13 protein-coding genes and 3 pseudogenes are annotated in these 14,306 nt (G+C 73.6%); 10 read left to right on the top strand and 6 right to left on the bottom strand.

What is annotated here, in order from left to right; translation table 11 throughout:
- Nucleotides 1-7: 7 nt before the first annotated feature.
- The 3 genes and pseudogenes from ACZ4O3_RS01725 to ACZ4O3_RS01715 form a co-directional block, all read right to left on the bottom strand.
- A pseudogene (locus ACZ4O3_RS01725) lies at nt 8-688 on the bottom strand (FAD:protein FMN transferase).
- Nucleotides 689-711: 23 nt separating this feature from the next.
- Complete coding sequence (locus tag ACZ4O3_RS01720; protein ID WP_467720797.1) at nt 712-1,104, bottom strand: FMN-binding protein; 393 nt, start codon at nt 1,102-1,104, stop codon at nt 712-714.
- Nucleotides 1,105-1,114: 10 nt separating this feature from the next.
- Nucleotides 1,115-1,261 (bottom strand): annotated as a pseudogene (locus ACZ4O3_RS01715) (oxidoreductase); the annotation flags it as partial.
- Between ACZ4O3_RS01715 and ACZ4O3_RS01710 the strand changes: the two are divergent.
- Nucleotides 1,246-1,886 (top strand): annotated as a pseudogene (locus tag ACZ4O3_RS01710) (sensor histidine kinase); the annotation flags it as partial. The pseudogenes ACZ4O3_RS01715 and ACZ4O3_RS01710 overlap by 16 nt on opposite strands.
- On the opposite strand, the gene ACZ4O3_RS01705 reads toward ACZ4O3_RS01710, so the two are convergent.
- Both ACZ4O3_RS01705 and ACZ4O3_RS01700 read right to left on the bottom strand, forming a co-directional pair.
- On the bottom strand, nt 1,846-3,081 hold the full coding sequence (locus ACZ4O3_RS01705) for a PP2C family protein-serine/threonine phosphatase (protein WP_467720796.1): 1,236 nt from the start codon (nt 3,079-3,081) through the stop codon (nt 1,846-1,848). The pseudogene ACZ4O3_RS01710 and the gene ACZ4O3_RS01705 sit on opposite strands and share 41 nt — an antisense overlap.
- A gap of 289 nt (nt 3,082-3,370) precedes the next feature.
- The gene (locus tag ACZ4O3_RS01700; protein ID WP_467720795.1) at nt 3,371-3,763 is read right to left on the bottom strand and encodes an ArsR/SmtB family transcription factor; all 393 of its coding nucleotides are present in this window, start codon (nt 3,761-3,763) and stop codon (nt 3,371-3,373) included.
- A gap of 96 nt (nt 3,764-3,859) precedes the next feature.
- Here ACZ4O3_RS01700 and ACZ4O3_RS01695 point away from each other — a divergent pair, with 96 nt between their 5' ends.
- Complete coding sequence (locus tag ACZ4O3_RS01695; protein WP_362727179.1) at nt 3,860-5,125, top strand: MFS transporter; 1,266 nt, start codon at nt 3,860-3,862, stop codon at nt 5,123-5,125.
- A 79-nt stretch (nt 5,126-5,204) separates the two neighbouring features.
- On the opposite strand, the gene ACZ4O3_RS01690 is transcribed toward ACZ4O3_RS01695, so the two are convergent.
- Nucleotides 5,205-5,864 (bottom strand): ScbR family autoregulator-binding transcription factor, encoded by a 660-nt coding sequence (locus tag ACZ4O3_RS01690; RefSeq protein WP_362727181.1) that lies wholly within the window; start codon nt 5,862-5,864, stop codon nt 5,205-5,207.
- Between the two features lie 250 nt (nt 5,865-6,114).
- On the opposite strand from ACZ4O3_RS01690, the gene ACZ4O3_RS01685 reads away from it, so the two are divergent.
- From ACZ4O3_RS01685 to ACZ4O3_RS01650, 8 genes are all read left to right on the top strand, one after another.
- Entirely contained in the window at nt 6,115-7,122 is a 1,008-nt protein-coding gene (locus tag ACZ4O3_RS01685) for a ScbA/BarX family gamma-butyrolactone biosynthesis protein (protein WP_467720794.1), read from the top strand.
- A complete protein-coding gene (locus ACZ4O3_RS01680; RefSeq protein ID WP_467720793.1) occupies nt 7,116-8,246 on the top strand; it encodes an acyl-CoA dehydrogenase family protein in 1,131 nt (376 codons plus the stop codon). Before ACZ4O3_RS01685 ends, ACZ4O3_RS01680 begins: the two co-directional genes overlap by 7 nt.
- Entirely contained in the window at nt 8,243-8,974 is a 732-nt protein-coding gene (locus ACZ4O3_RS01675) for an HAD family hydrolase (RefSeq protein WP_467720792.1), read from the top strand. Before ACZ4O3_RS01680 ends, ACZ4O3_RS01675 begins: the two co-directional genes overlap by 4 nt.
- Before the next feature lie 48 nt (nt 8,975-9,022).
- Nucleotides 9,023-9,685: a TetR family transcriptional regulator gene (locus tag ACZ4O3_RS01670; RefSeq protein ID WP_467720791.1), complete on the top strand. Its 663-nt coding sequence runs from the start codon at nt 9,023-9,025 to the stop codon at nt 9,683-9,685.
- A 107-nt stretch (nt 9,686-9,792) separates the two neighbouring features.
- Nucleotides 9,793-10,821 (top strand): LysR family transcriptional regulator, encoded by a 1,029-nt coding sequence (locus ACZ4O3_RS01665; protein ID WP_467720790.1) that lies wholly within the window; start codon nt 9,793-9,795, stop codon nt 10,819-10,821.
- 328 nt (nt 10,822-11,149) lie between these two features.
- Complete coding sequence (locus ACZ4O3_RS01660) at nt 11,150-12,136, top strand: NAD(P)H-dependent flavin oxidoreductase (RefSeq protein WP_467720789.1); 987 nt, start codon at nt 11,150-11,152, stop codon at nt 12,134-12,136.
- Between the two features lie 91 nt (nt 12,137-12,227).
- Complete coding sequence (locus ACZ4O3_RS01655; RefSeq protein WP_362732254.1) at nt 12,228-12,818, top strand: YciI family protein; 591 nt, start codon at nt 12,228-12,230, stop codon at nt 12,816-12,818.
- Nucleotides 12,819-12,865: 47 nt separating this feature from the next.
- Complete coding sequence (locus tag ACZ4O3_RS01650; RefSeq protein ID WP_467720788.1) at nt 12,866-14,299, top strand: FAD-binding protein; 1,434 nt, start codon at nt 12,866-12,868, stop codon at nt 14,297-14,299.
- The last annotated feature ends 7 nt before the right edge of the window (nt 14,300-14,306 follow it).

Raw genomic sequence — 14,306 nt, 5'->3', positions numbered from 1 at the left:
CCCAGGATCACACGGTGCCCGGGAAACCCGCCGTCCGCAGTACCTGCCGGCCCGCGTCCACGGCGAGGACCTCGCGGCCCGGACGAGCCGCGGCCCGCCCGACGCCCTCGGCGCCCATCGCGAACGCGGCCGTGGGCCACGGCGTCCGCCTCGGTCAGCGAGGCGGCCACGACCGTCAGGCTGCGCGGTCCGGCCGCCGGACGCCCCGTGCGGCCGTCGGCGATGTGGTCGCCGCGCTCGTAGCGGGCGGACACGGCCGCGGCCCCGCCGGTGAGTTGGAGGACCGTGCACAGGCGGTCGGCGTCCTCGGGTGCCGCGCCCCGACACGCCAGGGCCCGCCGGCGCCCAGCACGAACCGCCGTGCCCCGGCGGCCGACAGCGGCTCCGCCGCCCGCTGCACCGACCAGCCCTTGACCGCCGCGCACGGGTCGAGGCCCCGGCCCGGCAGCCGTACGTCGGACGCGCCGCCGCTCGCCGGCCGGTACTCCTCGCACAGCGCGAGCACCTCGGCGAGGTCCGGGCTCACCTCGGACTCGGGGAGTTCGCCCCGGTCGAGCCGGGAGACCTCGCTGTCCGGCCTGAACGGCCTGAACCGCTCGTCGACCGCGCGCAGCCACGAGAACACGGCGTCCGCCGCGCTCCTTGGGACGTGGTGGTCGTCGATCCGCAGGAAGACCGGGAAGCCCATGACGTGTTCGGCGCGGTGCACGGTCAGCCCTTCGCGTCGATCGCGGCCTGCAGGGACTCCTTGTAGCCGTCACTGGTGACCGTCGCACCGGACACGGTGTCGACGTCGGCGCTCTGCGCCTTCAGCGTCTCCGAGATCAGGACCGGCACGGCCGCCGTCGTCTGCGGACGGTCCGGCTGCCGGAGCATCCGCACCGCGGTGATCCGGTCGCCGTCGAAGGTCACCTGGACCTGGACGGGGCCCTTCTCGGTGTCGATCGTCGCGCCCTGGACGACGGTGTCCGTGGCGGTGGTGGCCGAAGAACTCGGCGCGGGAAGGGCGGTGGAGGTCGTCGTACCGCCGGTGGCCGGCTCGCAGCGCCAGACGGGGATCAGGCCGGCGATGCTCAGGGCGACGACGGGTACGGCCCGCTTCACGGTGTCCCTCTCATCCCGCCAGGCTGAATCGCTCGAAGTGGATCTGCGGCTCGGGCACGCCCAGGTCGCCCAGGGTGCGCAGGACCGCGTTCATGATCGGCGGCGGCCCGCGCAGAAAGACCTCCCGGTCCGCGAGGTCCGGCACGAGCCGGATCAGAACGCGACAAGCACCTGGCCCGGCTGCGCGCCGAGGCCGCCCGGACGGGCGTCCTCCTGGACGACCTGCTGATCCTGGCCCGTCTGGACGCGGCCGAGGTGGAGGCGCCGCCGCGGCTGGAGAACACCGGCCTGACGGAGCTGGTGCGGGAGGCCGCGGACGCGTTCCGGGCGGCGCACGCCGGCCGTCCGCTGACGGTGACCGCCGGTCCGGACCCGGTCCCGCTGCGCCTGGACCCGGTCCGTGTCCGCCAGGTGCTGGACAACCTGCTGACCAACGCGGCCTTCCACACGCCCGCCGGCACGCCGCTCGCGGTGACGGTCTCCACGGCCCCCGGATCGGCGACGTCACCGTCGCCCATCTCGGTCCCGGCATTCCGGCCGCCGACCGCGTCCGGGTCTTCGACCGCTTCCACCGTGCCGACAAGGCCCGCAGCCGCGACCGCGACCGCGGCGGCAGCGGGCTCGGGCTGTCGGTGGCCCGGGCCCTGGTGCAGGCTCACGGCGGCACCATCGGGCTGGGCGCCGGCCAGGACGGCACGACCACGTTCACGCTGACGCTGCCCGGGGAACCGGCCGGCGGCCTCACAGGCCCGGTGTCCGTTCCTCCTCCGCGTCGGAGGTGAAGCCGCCCTGCCGCGGATGCGGGCGGGCCGCGAGCACGGCGACGTCGTCCTCGGCGTTGCGTGCGTCCAGGCGGGTGACGATCGACTCGAGGAGGGCGTCCACGCCGGCGGCCGGGGGGAAGCGCAGGTCGGCGAGGCGGTTCAGGGAGCGGTCGATGTCCTCGTCACGGTGTTCCACCAGGCCGTCCGTGAAGAGGACCAGCGCGTGGTCGGGGTCGAACTGGTGGGTGGCCGATTCGTAGCCCCCGAAGCCGGTCCCGAGCGGCGGACCCACCGGGACCGGCACGAGGGAGGTCCGGCCCTCCCCGGTGATCAGGGCCGGTGGGAGGTGGCCGGCGCTGGACAGGGTGATCTGACGGCGGCTCGGGTCGACGCGCACCAGCAGACAGGTGGCGGGTCTGCGGTCCGCCTCGTTGGCGGCGATGGCGTCCATCTGGCGCAGCACCCGGTGCGGGGGCAGTTCGGACGAGGCGATGTAGCGGAGTGAGGAGCGGTAGGCGTTCATGTCGACGGCGGCCTCGAGGCCGTGGCCCATCACGTCGCCGACGACGAGCAGGGAGCGGCCGAAGTGCAGTCGCACCGTCTCGCACCAGTCCCCACCGACCAGCACCCGGCCGCCTGCCGGGAGGTAGCGGATCGCCACGTCCAGGTTGGGATGCGGTCGGCCGGGCTCGGACAGCAGGGCGCGTTGCAGGTCACCGGCGGTGCGGTTGACGTGCTCGTACTCGCGGGCGTGCCGGATGTGGGAGGCGGCGCGTTCGGCCAGGAGGGCGAGCAGTTCGGCCTCCGCCCGGATGAAGGCCATGCCCTCACGGGCGCAGACCAGGACGCCGTACTGGTCGGAGCCGCTGTTCAGGGGCACGCACACGGCCGGACGGGTGCGGCTGCCGGCCGGGCGGGACAGCCAGGGGTCCACCCAGTGGTCGGCCGCCGTGGAGCACGCGTCCCGGGCCACCGCGGTGACCCAGCGGGCGTCGGGCAGCACGTCGGCGTCGCCGGTGATCGACTCGTAGCCGGAGACGGTCTCGCCCACCCGACGCATCACGGCGGCCCCGCCGCCGGTCAGCCGTACCGCCGCCCGGGTCAGTTCCGTGCAGGTCGTGGCCTCGTCGAGGGTGGTGCCGATGCCGGCCGCGGCCGTCCGCAGCAATCTGAGGGGCGCGCCGGTCTCGGCGCCTGTGGTGGACCCGTCCACTGACCCCGGGCCGTCGGCGGACGCGGGCCCCCTGCGGGACTGGAACCATCGCGCGACACCCAACACCCTCACAGAATCTCAAACAGCGCCGGACCAGGCACCATCCGGCCGCGTCACGGTCCCTCCCCACGCGGTCGGCCCGTGCGCCGCGAGGGGGCCCACCGCGCCCTTTCAGGGGCACGGGGAACCGCGCGCGACACCACGGCGGCGCCACAGCGGGGAACCGGCCGCATCCTCACGCACACCCGAACGGCAGGCCGCGGCGGGCGAGGCGGAGAACCGCAGGGGCTCAGACCTCGGCGGGCGTCCAGGCCGCGACCAGGTCGAGCAGGCCGGGGAAACGCGCGTTCAGGTCGTCGACGCGGACGTGGCTGCGGCGCTCCAGGCCGTACTGGCGCTGCCGGGTGACACCGGCCTCGCGCAGGGCCTTGAAGTGATGGGTCAGCGAGGACTTGGGGCGGTCGAAGCCGAACCACCCGCAGGTGTGGTCGTACCGCTCCGATTCCAGCAGCAGTTTCTGCACGATCCGCAGCCGCAGCGGGTCGCTCAGCGCCCCCAGCACCGTCTCCAGGCGCAGGTCCGCCACCGCCGGCTCGGGCAGCGGTTCGGGCAGGTCCGCGGGGAGCGGCAGCACCTTGAAGTCCGGCACCCGTCCGGACGCCGGACTCGCCGTGGCAGGCATGGGCAACTCCTCATGACCGAATCCTATGTACGACTCCAATCGTACTGCATGCTATGTTCGAGAAAACTCGTACTGCACTAGCAGGAGGTACCTGGCATGTCGGAGAGTCGAACCGCGCCCGCGAGGGTGACGGGTGAGCGGGAGGCGGCGGCCGGCGAGTCCTCGGGGCCGGCCGCCTCCCCCACTCCCACCTGGTGGGTATGGCTGGCCGCCTGGCCGGTGACGGCGGTCTTCATCCTGTCCAACGCGGCCACGCCGCTGTACGTGATGTGGCAGCGCGAGATCGGGTTCTCCAAGGGGACCCTGACCGTGATCTTCGCCTTCTACATCGTGGGCCTGCTCGGGTCGCTGCTCGTCTCCGGCGTCGTCTCCGACCGGCTCGGCCGCAAGACGGTGCTGCTGCCCGCCCTGGGACTGGCACTGGCCGCCTGTGTCGTCTTCGCGACCGCGGCCGGCGTGGCCGCGCTGATCGTGGCCCGGCTGTTCACCGGCATCGCCGTCGGCGCGGTGGTCTCCGCCGGCATGGCCGCCGTGACGGACGTGGCCGGGCCCGCCCGCAAGCGGCTCGCGGCCCTGCTCGCCTCCTGCGCGATGGTCTTCGGGGCCGGCCTCGGCCCGCTCCTCGCGGGCATCCTGTCCGAGACCCTGCCCGGCCCCACCGTCACCGTCTTCGTGGTGGAGATGGCACTGCTGGCCACCGCCGTCCTGGCCGTGCTGCGCATGCCGGTGCGCCGCCCTGTCGCGCCCGCCCGGGGCGCGTGGATCCGGGTGCCCGGCGTCCCGCACGGCAGCGGCCTGCAACTCGTCCTCGGTATCGCGGTGTTCGCGCCCGGCATCACCGCCACGTCCTTCGTGCTCTCGCTCGGTCCCTCGCTGCTGTCCGGCCTGCTCGGCACCACCAGCCGGATCGTCGCCGGAGCCATGGCGTTCGCGATGTTCCTGGCCGCCACCGGTGTGCAGTTCGCGGTGCAGAAGCTGCCCCGGCGCACCATCCTGACCGCCGGCGCCGTCAGCACCACGCTCAGCATGGTCGCGCTCGCCACCGCGGTGCACACCTCGTCGGTCGCCGTACTGATCGCCTCCGCACTGCTGGCCGGCGCCGGCCAGGGCATGGGACAGCTCGGCGGGCTCTCGCTGCTCAACCACAGCGTTCCGGCGCAGCGGCTCGCCGAGGCCAACGCGGCGCTCAACGTGGGCGGTTACGTCCCGGCGGGCCTGCTGCCGGTCTCGGCCGGCTACCTCAGCGACGCGATCGGGCTGACCGACGGCGCCACCGTGTTCGCCGTCGTCCTGTCGGCCCTCGCCGTCATCGGCGGCCTGGTGGTCCTCGCCTCCCGGCGCCGGGTGGCCGAGCCCGTGTGACCGGCCGGCCCCGGCACTCCCCCACCCCCGGCGCACCGCGGCAACGGCCGCGGTGCGCCGCCGTGCCGGCGACGGGCTGTCAGTCACGGACCGCACGGATCGCACGGAACAGCAGCTCGCCCGACTCGGCCCACCGGTCCACCACGTCCGTCCGGCCGTGCAGCACGTCCGAGATGTGCTGCGTGCCGAAGAAGGCGGAGACCAGCACCCGTGCGGCCGCCTGCGGCGAGACCCCCTCCCGCAGCTCGTCCGCGTCGGCGGCGGCGACCAGCAGGGACTCCAGCAGCTCCGTCCAGTCCACGTACGGCGTCGGCAGTTCCGCGTCGATGTGCGGGCGCTCGATCTGCAGCCGTGCCCCCGCCTGCACGATCACGTCGTCGCGGAAGGCCAGGGCCGCCCGCTCCAGCAGCCGGGCGGCGGTGCCGAGCGGCCCGTGCCCCTCGGTGACGACCTGCTCCAGCAGCGCCGGCCAACGGGCGTAGTGCTCCTCCACCACGGCGATCGCGAGGGCCTCCTTGGTCGGGTAGTGGAAATACACCGCTCCCTTGGTCATCTCCACCCGGTCGGCCACGTCCTTGACCGAGGTATGCCGGAATCCGTGCTGTGCGAACAGCTCCGAGGCCGCGGTCAGCACCAGCTGCCGGGTGCGTGCGGACCGGTCCTGTTTGGGATCGGGCCCCCTTCTGGTGACGATCTTCTTGTGGGCGAACGAGGAATACGCCGACTGCGGCTCCACCATGGCTCTGTTCCTCTGCGTATGACGGTTTCCACCGGTCTGGCCCGGCTTCCACGGATGCGGACATGACGTGCGGACATGACGTGCGGGCATGACGTGTACGGCCCGGCGGACGGTCCTGTCCGGCCAGGCTGGCCAAAAACGTCCTCCACAAGAAACCTTCCAGAAGGTATCTTTCTTCGGGTCGCTTCCCGCGGGGGCGGGACGGCGGCGGTCCCCGTACCGCTGCCGCAACTTGGGGAGGAAGCAGAACATGCATTTCGTACCACCACTGACCCTGCCGTCGGAACCCCGCGGCTTCCGGGAACCCTGGAAAAGTCTCGGTTTCGACCGTCCGGTGCCACGCGAGACCGTGCACAAGGACGCCACCGCCGAAGTCCTGCTCACCGGTGCGGCACGCCTGGACGCGGAACGGTTCGCCATCGCCTGCGCGTGGCACCGCGACCACTTCCTGGACGACCAGGGCGGCCCGACGTCCGACCCGGTCCTGCTGGCCGAGGCAGCGCGGCAGGCGGCCATCCACCTCTCGCACCGCTTCCACGAGGTGCCCCACGGCCACCGCTTCGTCCTCAGCGAGCTCGCCGTCGATCTCGACGGACCGCTTCCCGCGCCGGGCCCTGCCGCGCCGCTCGCCCTCGCCCTCGACACGCACTGCGCGCGCACCGAGCGGCAGTCGCGCCGGACCAGGCTGGAGCTGACCGCGGAGGCCCGCACCGAGCACCGGCGGCTGGGACGGGCCCGGGTGCGCTGGGAGGCGCTGGAGCCGCGCCGCTACGCGCTGCTCAGGAAGCGCGGCGCGGCGGCCCCCGGTACGGATGGCGCACCGGAGCCCGTCAGGGCCGTCCCCCTGCCGCCGGCCCGGGTCGGTCAGCGTCAGGACCGTGACGTCCTCATATCGGCCGACCCGGCGCGGCGCCACCGGTGGTGGCTGCGGCTGGACGTGGAGCACCCCGTCCTGTTCGACCACCCGTCGGACCACGTCCCGGGCATGGCGCTGATGGCCGCGTTCCGGCAGGTCGCCCTCGTCACCGCCACGGACGCGGCGCGGTACGTACGGTCGCTGGCCGCCCGGTTCACCTCCTTCGGCGAGCTGGACCAGCCGGTGTCGATCACCGCGGAGCACCCGGCCGGCCCGGCCGGTCCCGGACGGTCGGGCACCCTCCTCCTGCGGGCGGAACAGGCCGGCCGCGAGCTGGCCTCCGCCCGCGTGGAGTGCGCGCTGCCGTGCGCCGACCGTCACCTCGCCGGAGCGACATGCTGACCGTGCCCACGACGAACGGCACCACGGTCCGGCCGACCCCGGGACCGGCCGGTCTGACGGACCTCGCCCGCCGCGAGGCGCCCCGGACGGACGAGTCGCGCGGGCTGGCGCCCGAGGTCGCGGCCGCCATCGGCGCCGCCGGCTTCCCGCGCCACTTCGTGCCGGCCCGCTGGGGCGGCGCGGAGGGCGGATTCGAGGCGCTGCTGACCGGCGTGGCGGAGGTCGGGGAGGCCTGCGGTTCCGCGGCGTGGTGCGCCGCGCTGTTCGCCGCCCACGGCCGCCTGGCCGCCTACCTTCCCGCCGAGGGACAGCGTGAGCTGTGGGAGCGGGGCCCCGACGCCCGGATCGCCGCCGCGGTCGTACCGCCCCAGGGCAGTGCGCCGGCGGTGGACGGCGGCTGGCGGCTGGACGGCGAGTGGCGGCCCGCCAGCGGCGTGGACCACGCCGACTGGGTCCTGCTGGCCTCCTGGACGCCCGGCGCGGCCGGCCGGGAGCACCGGATCTTCGCCGTGCCGCGCACGGAACTGACCGTGCGGGACACCTGGCACACCTCGGGGCTGCGCGGCACGGGAAGCAACACGGTGACGGCCGACGGGGTCCTGGTCCCGGCGCACCGTTCCGTCACCCTGGAGGCGCTGCTGCGCCCACGGCCCGGCGCCGCCCGTTGCCACACCGTGCCGTACCCGATGGTCGCCGCCCTGGTCTTCGCCGCTCCCCTGCTCGGTATCGCCCGGGGCGCGCTGCACGTCTGGACCGGCGAACGGTCCCGGGCCGCGTCCCCGCACCCGGCGACGCACACCGTGCTGACCGAGGCCGCCACCCGGATCCACTCCGCGGGGCTGCTTCTCGGCAGGGCGGCGGAGCGCGCCGACCACGCGGAGGTCACCCCGCTCGCCGTGGCCGAGAACCGCAGGGACGCGACGGCCGCGGCCGTGCTGTGCCGGGAGGCGGTGGACGGTCTGTTCCGCGCCAGCGGGCTGCGGGCCCAGGCACTTGACCACCCCGTGCAGCGGGCCTGGCGGGACGCGACGGCCGCGGCGGGCCACGCCACCCTCGATCCCGACGCGGCGGCCCGGGCGTACGCGGCCGTGGTGCTGGCGCCGGAGAAGGACGGTCCGCCGTGAACCGGGGGCGCCAGCAGCCGCCCGTCGCCTTCTTCGACGTGGACGAGACGCTGCTGGCCACGAAGACCATGCTCGACTTCTGGGACTACTGGGCCGCCTCGGGTGTCTGGCCGCTCCCCGCCCGCGTGCCCGACCTCAGAGCGCGTGCGGCGGCGGGCGAGGACCGCGACACCCTGAACCGGGAGTACTACCGCCGGTTCGCCGGGGTGCCCGCGAGAACACTGACGTCGATGGCGTGCCGTTGGTACGACGCCCACCGCCGGGGCCCGCGGGCGTTCGTGACGGCCGCGGTCGAGGCCGTCGCACGGCACCGGGCCCGCGGGCACGAGGTGGTGCTGGTCTCCGGTTCGCTGCGCCCGCTCCTGGAGGCGGTGGCGCGGGACTTCGGCGCCGCGCAGGTGTGGTGCACCGAGCAGGGCGTGACGGCCGGCGGAGTGCTCACCGGTGAGGTGGGGCCGCCGATGATCGGGCAGGCCAAGGCCGACGCGGTGACGGCCGTCGTCGGCGAGCGCGGGGTGCGGGCCGAGGACTGCTGGGCGTACGGCGACCACGTGAGCGACCTCGCCATGCTCCGGTCGGTGGGGCACCCGGTGGTGGTCGGCGGCGCACCCGCGCTGGCGGTGGAGGCCGGGCGGGCCGGCTGGGCCGTGCTCGGCGGTGACAGCGGACCGCGCCGGGCTGTTCCGTGCGCCGCGCGGTCCGTCGTCACCTCGGGGAACAGCCGATGACCGGCCGGTTTCACCCTCCTCAAAACATTCCTTCGCGAGGGTATGTTTATGCCTTCGCCGAGACTGGAGGGCCCCCGCATGGTCAAGCAGGAAAGAGCGCGGCGCACCCGGGAGAAGGTCCTGGACGCCGCCGCCGAGGAATTCGCCGTCCAGGGCTACAGCAGGGCCACCCTCAACGCGGTGGCCGCGCGGACGGGGATGACGAAGGGCGCCCTCTACGGGCACTTCGCGTCCAAGGAGGTCCTCGCCGGCGCCCTGCTGACCCAGTCCCACGAGGTGTGGGAGGAGATGCTGCTGACCCGGAACACCCCCGGCGTCACCGCCCGGACGGCACTGGAGTCCCTGGTCCTGGACCTCGCCCGTCGCCTCAAGGCGGACGTCCGGCTCCGCGCGGCCATGCGACTGGCCACCGACTGCCCGAGCCTGACCCGCGAACTGCCGGACGTCTCCCAGGGTGTACGGCGCGACCTGGTCGAACTCGTCCGGCGCGCGCAGCAGGAGGGCGGCATGCCTCCGCATCCCCCCGAGCTCGTCACCCAGTTGCTGCTGACGGCGATGCACGGAGCGCTGCATGTGTCGTTCGGACCGAAGGGGTGCACCGACGCCTCGGCCTGGGAGGCGGTGTGGCGGCTGCTCCTCGACGTGCTCGCCGGCGATCTGCGGGCGCTGTCGGGCGAGCAGGAGGCCGAAGGAGGCGCGCACACCCGATGAGCAGTGCGTTGCGGAGGCGTTAAAAATACCTTCCCGAAGGGATGTTTCTGCGATGCTGCAGTCACGACACGACCTGTGAGGGCTCGACACGCGAAGGGGGAAAACGAATGACTGTGCTGGACGAACGGGTCGGGCCGTTCCCACTCGGCCGCACCGGCACCGGTGACGTCCTCGGCGCCCTGTCCAACGAGGGGGTACGGCGCGCCGTCACCCATGCCGAACATGTCGACGACTTCGACATGCGACATCTTCGGTATTTCCTGACGGTGGTCCGGGCGGGCACCGTGTCCGGCGCCGCCCAGGAATTGCGGATATCCCAGCCGAGCCTGAGTCAGCAGATCAAAAGGCTGGAACAGCGGATAGGTGCCCCACTTTTCATCCGCAGTTCACGCGGTGTCGAATTGACCACGGGCGGGCGGGCGTTCCTGCGGGAAATCCAGAGCATTCCCGGCCAGCTGCGGTCCGCCATCGCGGCGGCCGCGCCCTCCCCGCTGATCTGGCCGGTGGGCGTGTGCGGCGGCGTACCCGCCGAGGTGCTCGCGGAGGTGCAGCACGGCCTCACCGGGCAGCACACCGACCGCGCCGGGGGCCCTGCCGAGCCGCTGCTGCGGATGCGCTCGGTCAGCGCGGCCGACCAGCCGGAGCTGCTGCACCACGGCGAGATCGCGTTCGGCATCGTACGGCTGCCGGTTCCCGCGCCCGGCCTGGTCCGGGCCGTGGTCTGGGACGAGCCGCTCGGCGTGGTCATGGACGCGGGCCACCCACTCGCCGGCAACCCCCGTCCGACCTGGGCGGACCTCACGGCCCAACGGCTCCTCTGGTACGACGAGGGGTGCGCCCCCGGCTATGCGGACACCGTGCCGGCCCAGCTCGCGGCGCTCGGCTGGCACGCCGTGCTGCACCCCGTCGACCAGGACCAGCAGGCCTTGTTCGTCCACGCGCTGCAGACCGCCGGCGACGTGGTGGCGCTGCGGCCGAGGCTCGCCGTCCAGGGCGACCCCCAGCTCGTCTGGCGGCCACTGCCCACCACGTCGGCACCCCGAGAGCGGCTGGCCGTCACCGCGCTCGCCGACGGCCGCTCGGCCCGCCGCCTGCGCGCGGTGGCCGTCCGGCGCGGATGGCCGTTCCTCACCTGACCGCTGCTGCCCGACCCCCCGACGGCCCGGAGCCTCACCGCTCCGGGCCGTCGCTGTGTGCCGGACGTCGCCGGACAACGACCGGAACGTTTAATTCCGGGGGTCCGGGAGTGAATTGCGGCACGCCCATAGGTCCGGCCCTATGACCACCACGCGCTTTCCGTCTTGGACACCGCGGAAGACCGGTACCTAGTCTTTGAAACACGAAACCAGTGGCCTTGGAAATCATGTCGAGGGCCCGTGGTTTCACTCAATTGCCGATCCGCCCGTCGCGGATCCGTCCTTTACCGATCCGTTCACCGGCCGCACCGGGAAACAGAGGAGAAGCGTGATATCGACCAAGCTGACCGAGCTGCTGGGAATCGCCCATCCGGTCGTCAGCGCCCCGATGGGCGGCGTGTCCGGCGCACGGCTCGCCACCGCCGTCACCCGCGCCGGCGGACTGGGCCTGGTGGGCGTCAGCTACGGCGACGCCGCCTTCATCGACGAGCACGTGGCCGCGACCGCCGAACAGGGCGGTGTCTGGGGTGTCGGCTGTGTGATGTTCACCTTCGACGAGCGCCCCGGCCTGTGGGACAAGGTGCTCGGCTACGCGCCGCCGGTGATCGCCCTCTCCTTCGGCGACGCCGACCAGGTACGCCGGTACGTGGGCTCCGCCGCCGAGAGCGGGGCGCGGGTGGTGGTGCAGGTGCACGACACCGAACAGGCCGCGGTCGCGCTGCGGGCCGGCGCCTCGGCGCTGGTGGCCCAGGGCGCCGAGGCGGGCGGCCACCACAAGACCCGGGCGACGCTGCCGCTGGTCCCGGCCGTCCTCGACCTCACGCGGGGCGCGGTCCCGGTGGTCGCGGCCGGCGGTTTCGCGGACGGACGGGGCCTCGCGGCCGCGCTCGCCCTCGGCGCCGACGGCGTCATGATGGGCACCCGGTTCGCCCTCACCGAGGAGTCCATGGGCACGGCGGGCTTCAAGGCCGCCCTGGTGTCCGGCGCCACCGCCGATCTCGTCGACACCCGCTCCTTCGACGTCGTGCGCGGCATCCCGTGGGACGAGATGTACACGGCCCGGTCGGTGAGCAACGCCTTCACCCGGGCCTGGACCGGCCGGGACGCGGAACTGGCCGCGCGACGGGCCCAGATCGAGCCCGAGTGGACGGCGGCGGTCGCCCGCGACGACACGGGACAGCGGGCGCTGTTCGCCGGTGAGGTGCTCGACCTCGTCGGCGAGGTGCGGTCTGCCGGGAGCGTGGTGCGGGACACCGTCGCGGACGCCGAAACGATCCTGCGTGACCTTGCCGGGCGGGTCACGTCCGCGCGCTGAACACCACCGGGCGCCGCCCGGACCCTCGTCCCGGCCTGAACGGCCCCGTCCCCGAACGCCGGACGGGCCCTTGCGAAAACGGAGTTGGCACGTGATCCACATCCTCACCCTCACCTACCTCGTCCCCCGCGACACCGTCACCGCCCACATGGCGGAGCACAAGGCCTGGCTGCGCGACCACGCCGACCGGGGACGGATCCTGCTGAGCGGGCCGCGGCCGGACGGCGGCGCCGTCATCGTCACGGCCGACCTCGACGAGGCCACCGTGCGCGAGATGGTGGCGAGCGATCCCTGGACCCGGCTCGGCGTCGCGTCGTACGAGACGGTCGCCTTCGAGGGGCGCAACGCGAGTCCCGGTGTGGTCACCACGGCCGTTCCCGACGAGAGCGTGCTGCTCATCAACGTGGCCACCACCGACGACGCGCCCGCCTCGGTCGACGCCCTCGCCTCGGCCGTGGACCACGTCGCCGCCACCGCCGACGGCTTCCGCGGCTCCCGCCTGCTGACCAGCGTCGACGGTGACGCCATGGTCAACTTCGCGGCCTGGACCGACGAGAAGAGGTTCAACGCCATCTTCGAGGACCCCGAGTTCATGCGCCGCTACGAGGCCTTCGCGAGGACCACGACCGGTGCCAAGTACCGCCTGTACCGGACCAGCCGGGTCATCACCCCGAACCGCTGACCGGCCCTTCCTCAGTCCACCAGCACGTCCCACCCAGAGGAGAGAGCATGCCCACCTCGTCCACGCCCGCCGGGTACGACCTCGTCGTCGTCGGGTTCGGCGCCGCAGGCCTGTCCGCCGCGCTGTCCTTCGCGGAGGCCACCGAAGGCCGCGAACGGCCCGCGCGGATAGCGGTGCTCGAACGCGCGGCCCGGCAGGACCGCGGCGGCGCCACCCGGTGGACCGGCGCCTTCCTGCGGATCGACCAGGACCGGCGGTTGGACACCGACTGGGCCGAGCACGTCGGCCGGGTCTCCGGCGGCCTGGCCGACGTCGACTACTGCCGCACCGTCGAGCGGGAGGCACCGCAGACCCTGGCCTTCGTCGAGAAGCACGGCGTCGAGATCGCCTTCGCGGACTTCCCGCTCCCCCACACCTTCGAGGCCGGCACCCCGTCCATGACCCCGCCGGCCAGCCCCCGCGGCGGCGGCGCCTCGATCGTCGAGCACCTGGGCGCCGCCCTGGAGAGCGACCCCCGCGTCGAGATCCACTACGAGACGGAGGCGCTGCGCCTGACCACCGCCGAGGACGGCTCCGTGGACGGCGTCGTGGTCCGCGGCTCCGACGGCCGCACCCGCCGGCTGTCCGGCCGCGCGGTGGTCCTCGCCTGCGGCGGCTTCGAGGGCAACGCCGAGATGCTCACCCGCTACCTCGGCGACCGCGCCTGCGACCTGCCGCTGATCGCCCCCGGCATCGCCCACAACCGCGGTGACGCGCTGCGCATGGCGCTGGACCTCGGCGCGGACACGGCCGGGCAGTTCGACGGCATCCACGCCGAACCGGTCGACCGCCGTACCACCAAGGCCGACTCGGTGCTCTACGGGTTCCCGGCCGGCATCTTCGTCAACGGCCGTCTGGAACGCTTCTTCGACGAGGGCCGCGACACCTGGGACAACACCTTCGAGCACATCGGCCACGAGATCTGGAAGAACCAGGACCAGGAGGCGTACTGGATCGCCGACGCCAAGACCCTGGCCATCCCCGGCATCATGAACTCCCTGCTCAGCGACGTGCCGCCGGAGCAGGCGGACACCCTGGAGGAACTCGCCGGGAAGCTGGGGATCGACGCGGAGGGGCTGGAGAAGACCGTCGCCGAGTTCAACGCGGCCGTGGCCCCCGGCGAGTTCGACCCGACCCGCCTGGACGGCAAGCACACCGTCGGCATCACCCCGCCGAAGTCCAACTGGGCCACCCCGCTCGACACCGCGCCCTTCATCGGCGTCCCGGTGACCGCCGCGATCTGCTTCACCTACGGCGGGGTCCGCACCGACCTCGACGCCCGTGTCGTCACCCCGTCCGGCACCGCCATCCCCGGTCTGTACGCCGCCGGCGAGGCCACCGGCCTCTTCTACCACGCCTACCCGCCGGCCACCTCGGTCCTGCGCTCGCTCATCTTCGGACGGCTCGCCGCGCACCACGCGGCCGCCCGGCAGACCGCCTGACCCCACC

The organism is Streptomyces sp. NPDC026515, from assembly GCF_055567595.1.
The sequence above is the reverse complement of the archived record's forward strand: the minus strand, read 5'-3'. Positions and strand labels throughout refer to the sequence as shown.

Coding starts and splice junctions, on each gene's coding strand:
- ACZ4O3_RS01665 (WP_467720790.1), top strand. CDS start 9,793: ATGACTGTGCTGGACGAACGGGTCGGGCCGTTCCCACTCGGCCGCACC.
- ACZ4O3_RS01700 (WP_467720795.1), bottom strand. CDS start 3,763: ATGCCTGCCACGGCGAGTCCGGCGTCCGGACGGGTGCCGGACTTCAAG.
- ACZ4O3_RS01670 (WP_467720791.1), top strand. CDS start 9,023: ATGCCTTCGCCGAGACTGGAGGGCCCCCGCATGGTCAAGCAGGAAAGA.
- ACZ4O3_RS01680 (WP_467720793.1), top strand. CDS start 7,116: ATGCTGACCGTGCCCACGACGAACGGCACCACGGTCCGGCCGACCCCG.
- ACZ4O3_RS01650 (WP_467720788.1), top strand. CDS start 12,866: ATGCCCACCTCGTCCACGCCCGCCGGGTACGACCTCGTCGTCGTCGGG.
- ACZ4O3_RS01685 (WP_467720794.1), top strand. CDS start 6,115: ATGCATTTCGTACCACCACTGACCCTGCCGTCGGAACCCCGCGGCTTC.
- ACZ4O3_RS01690 (WP_362727181.1), bottom strand. CDS start 5,864: ATGGTGGAGCCGCAGTCGGCGTATTCCTCGTTCGCCCACAAGAAGATC.
- ACZ4O3_RS01695 (WP_362727179.1), top strand. CDS start 3,860: ATGTCGGAGAGTCGAACCGCGCCCGCGAGGGTGACGGGTGAGCGGGAG.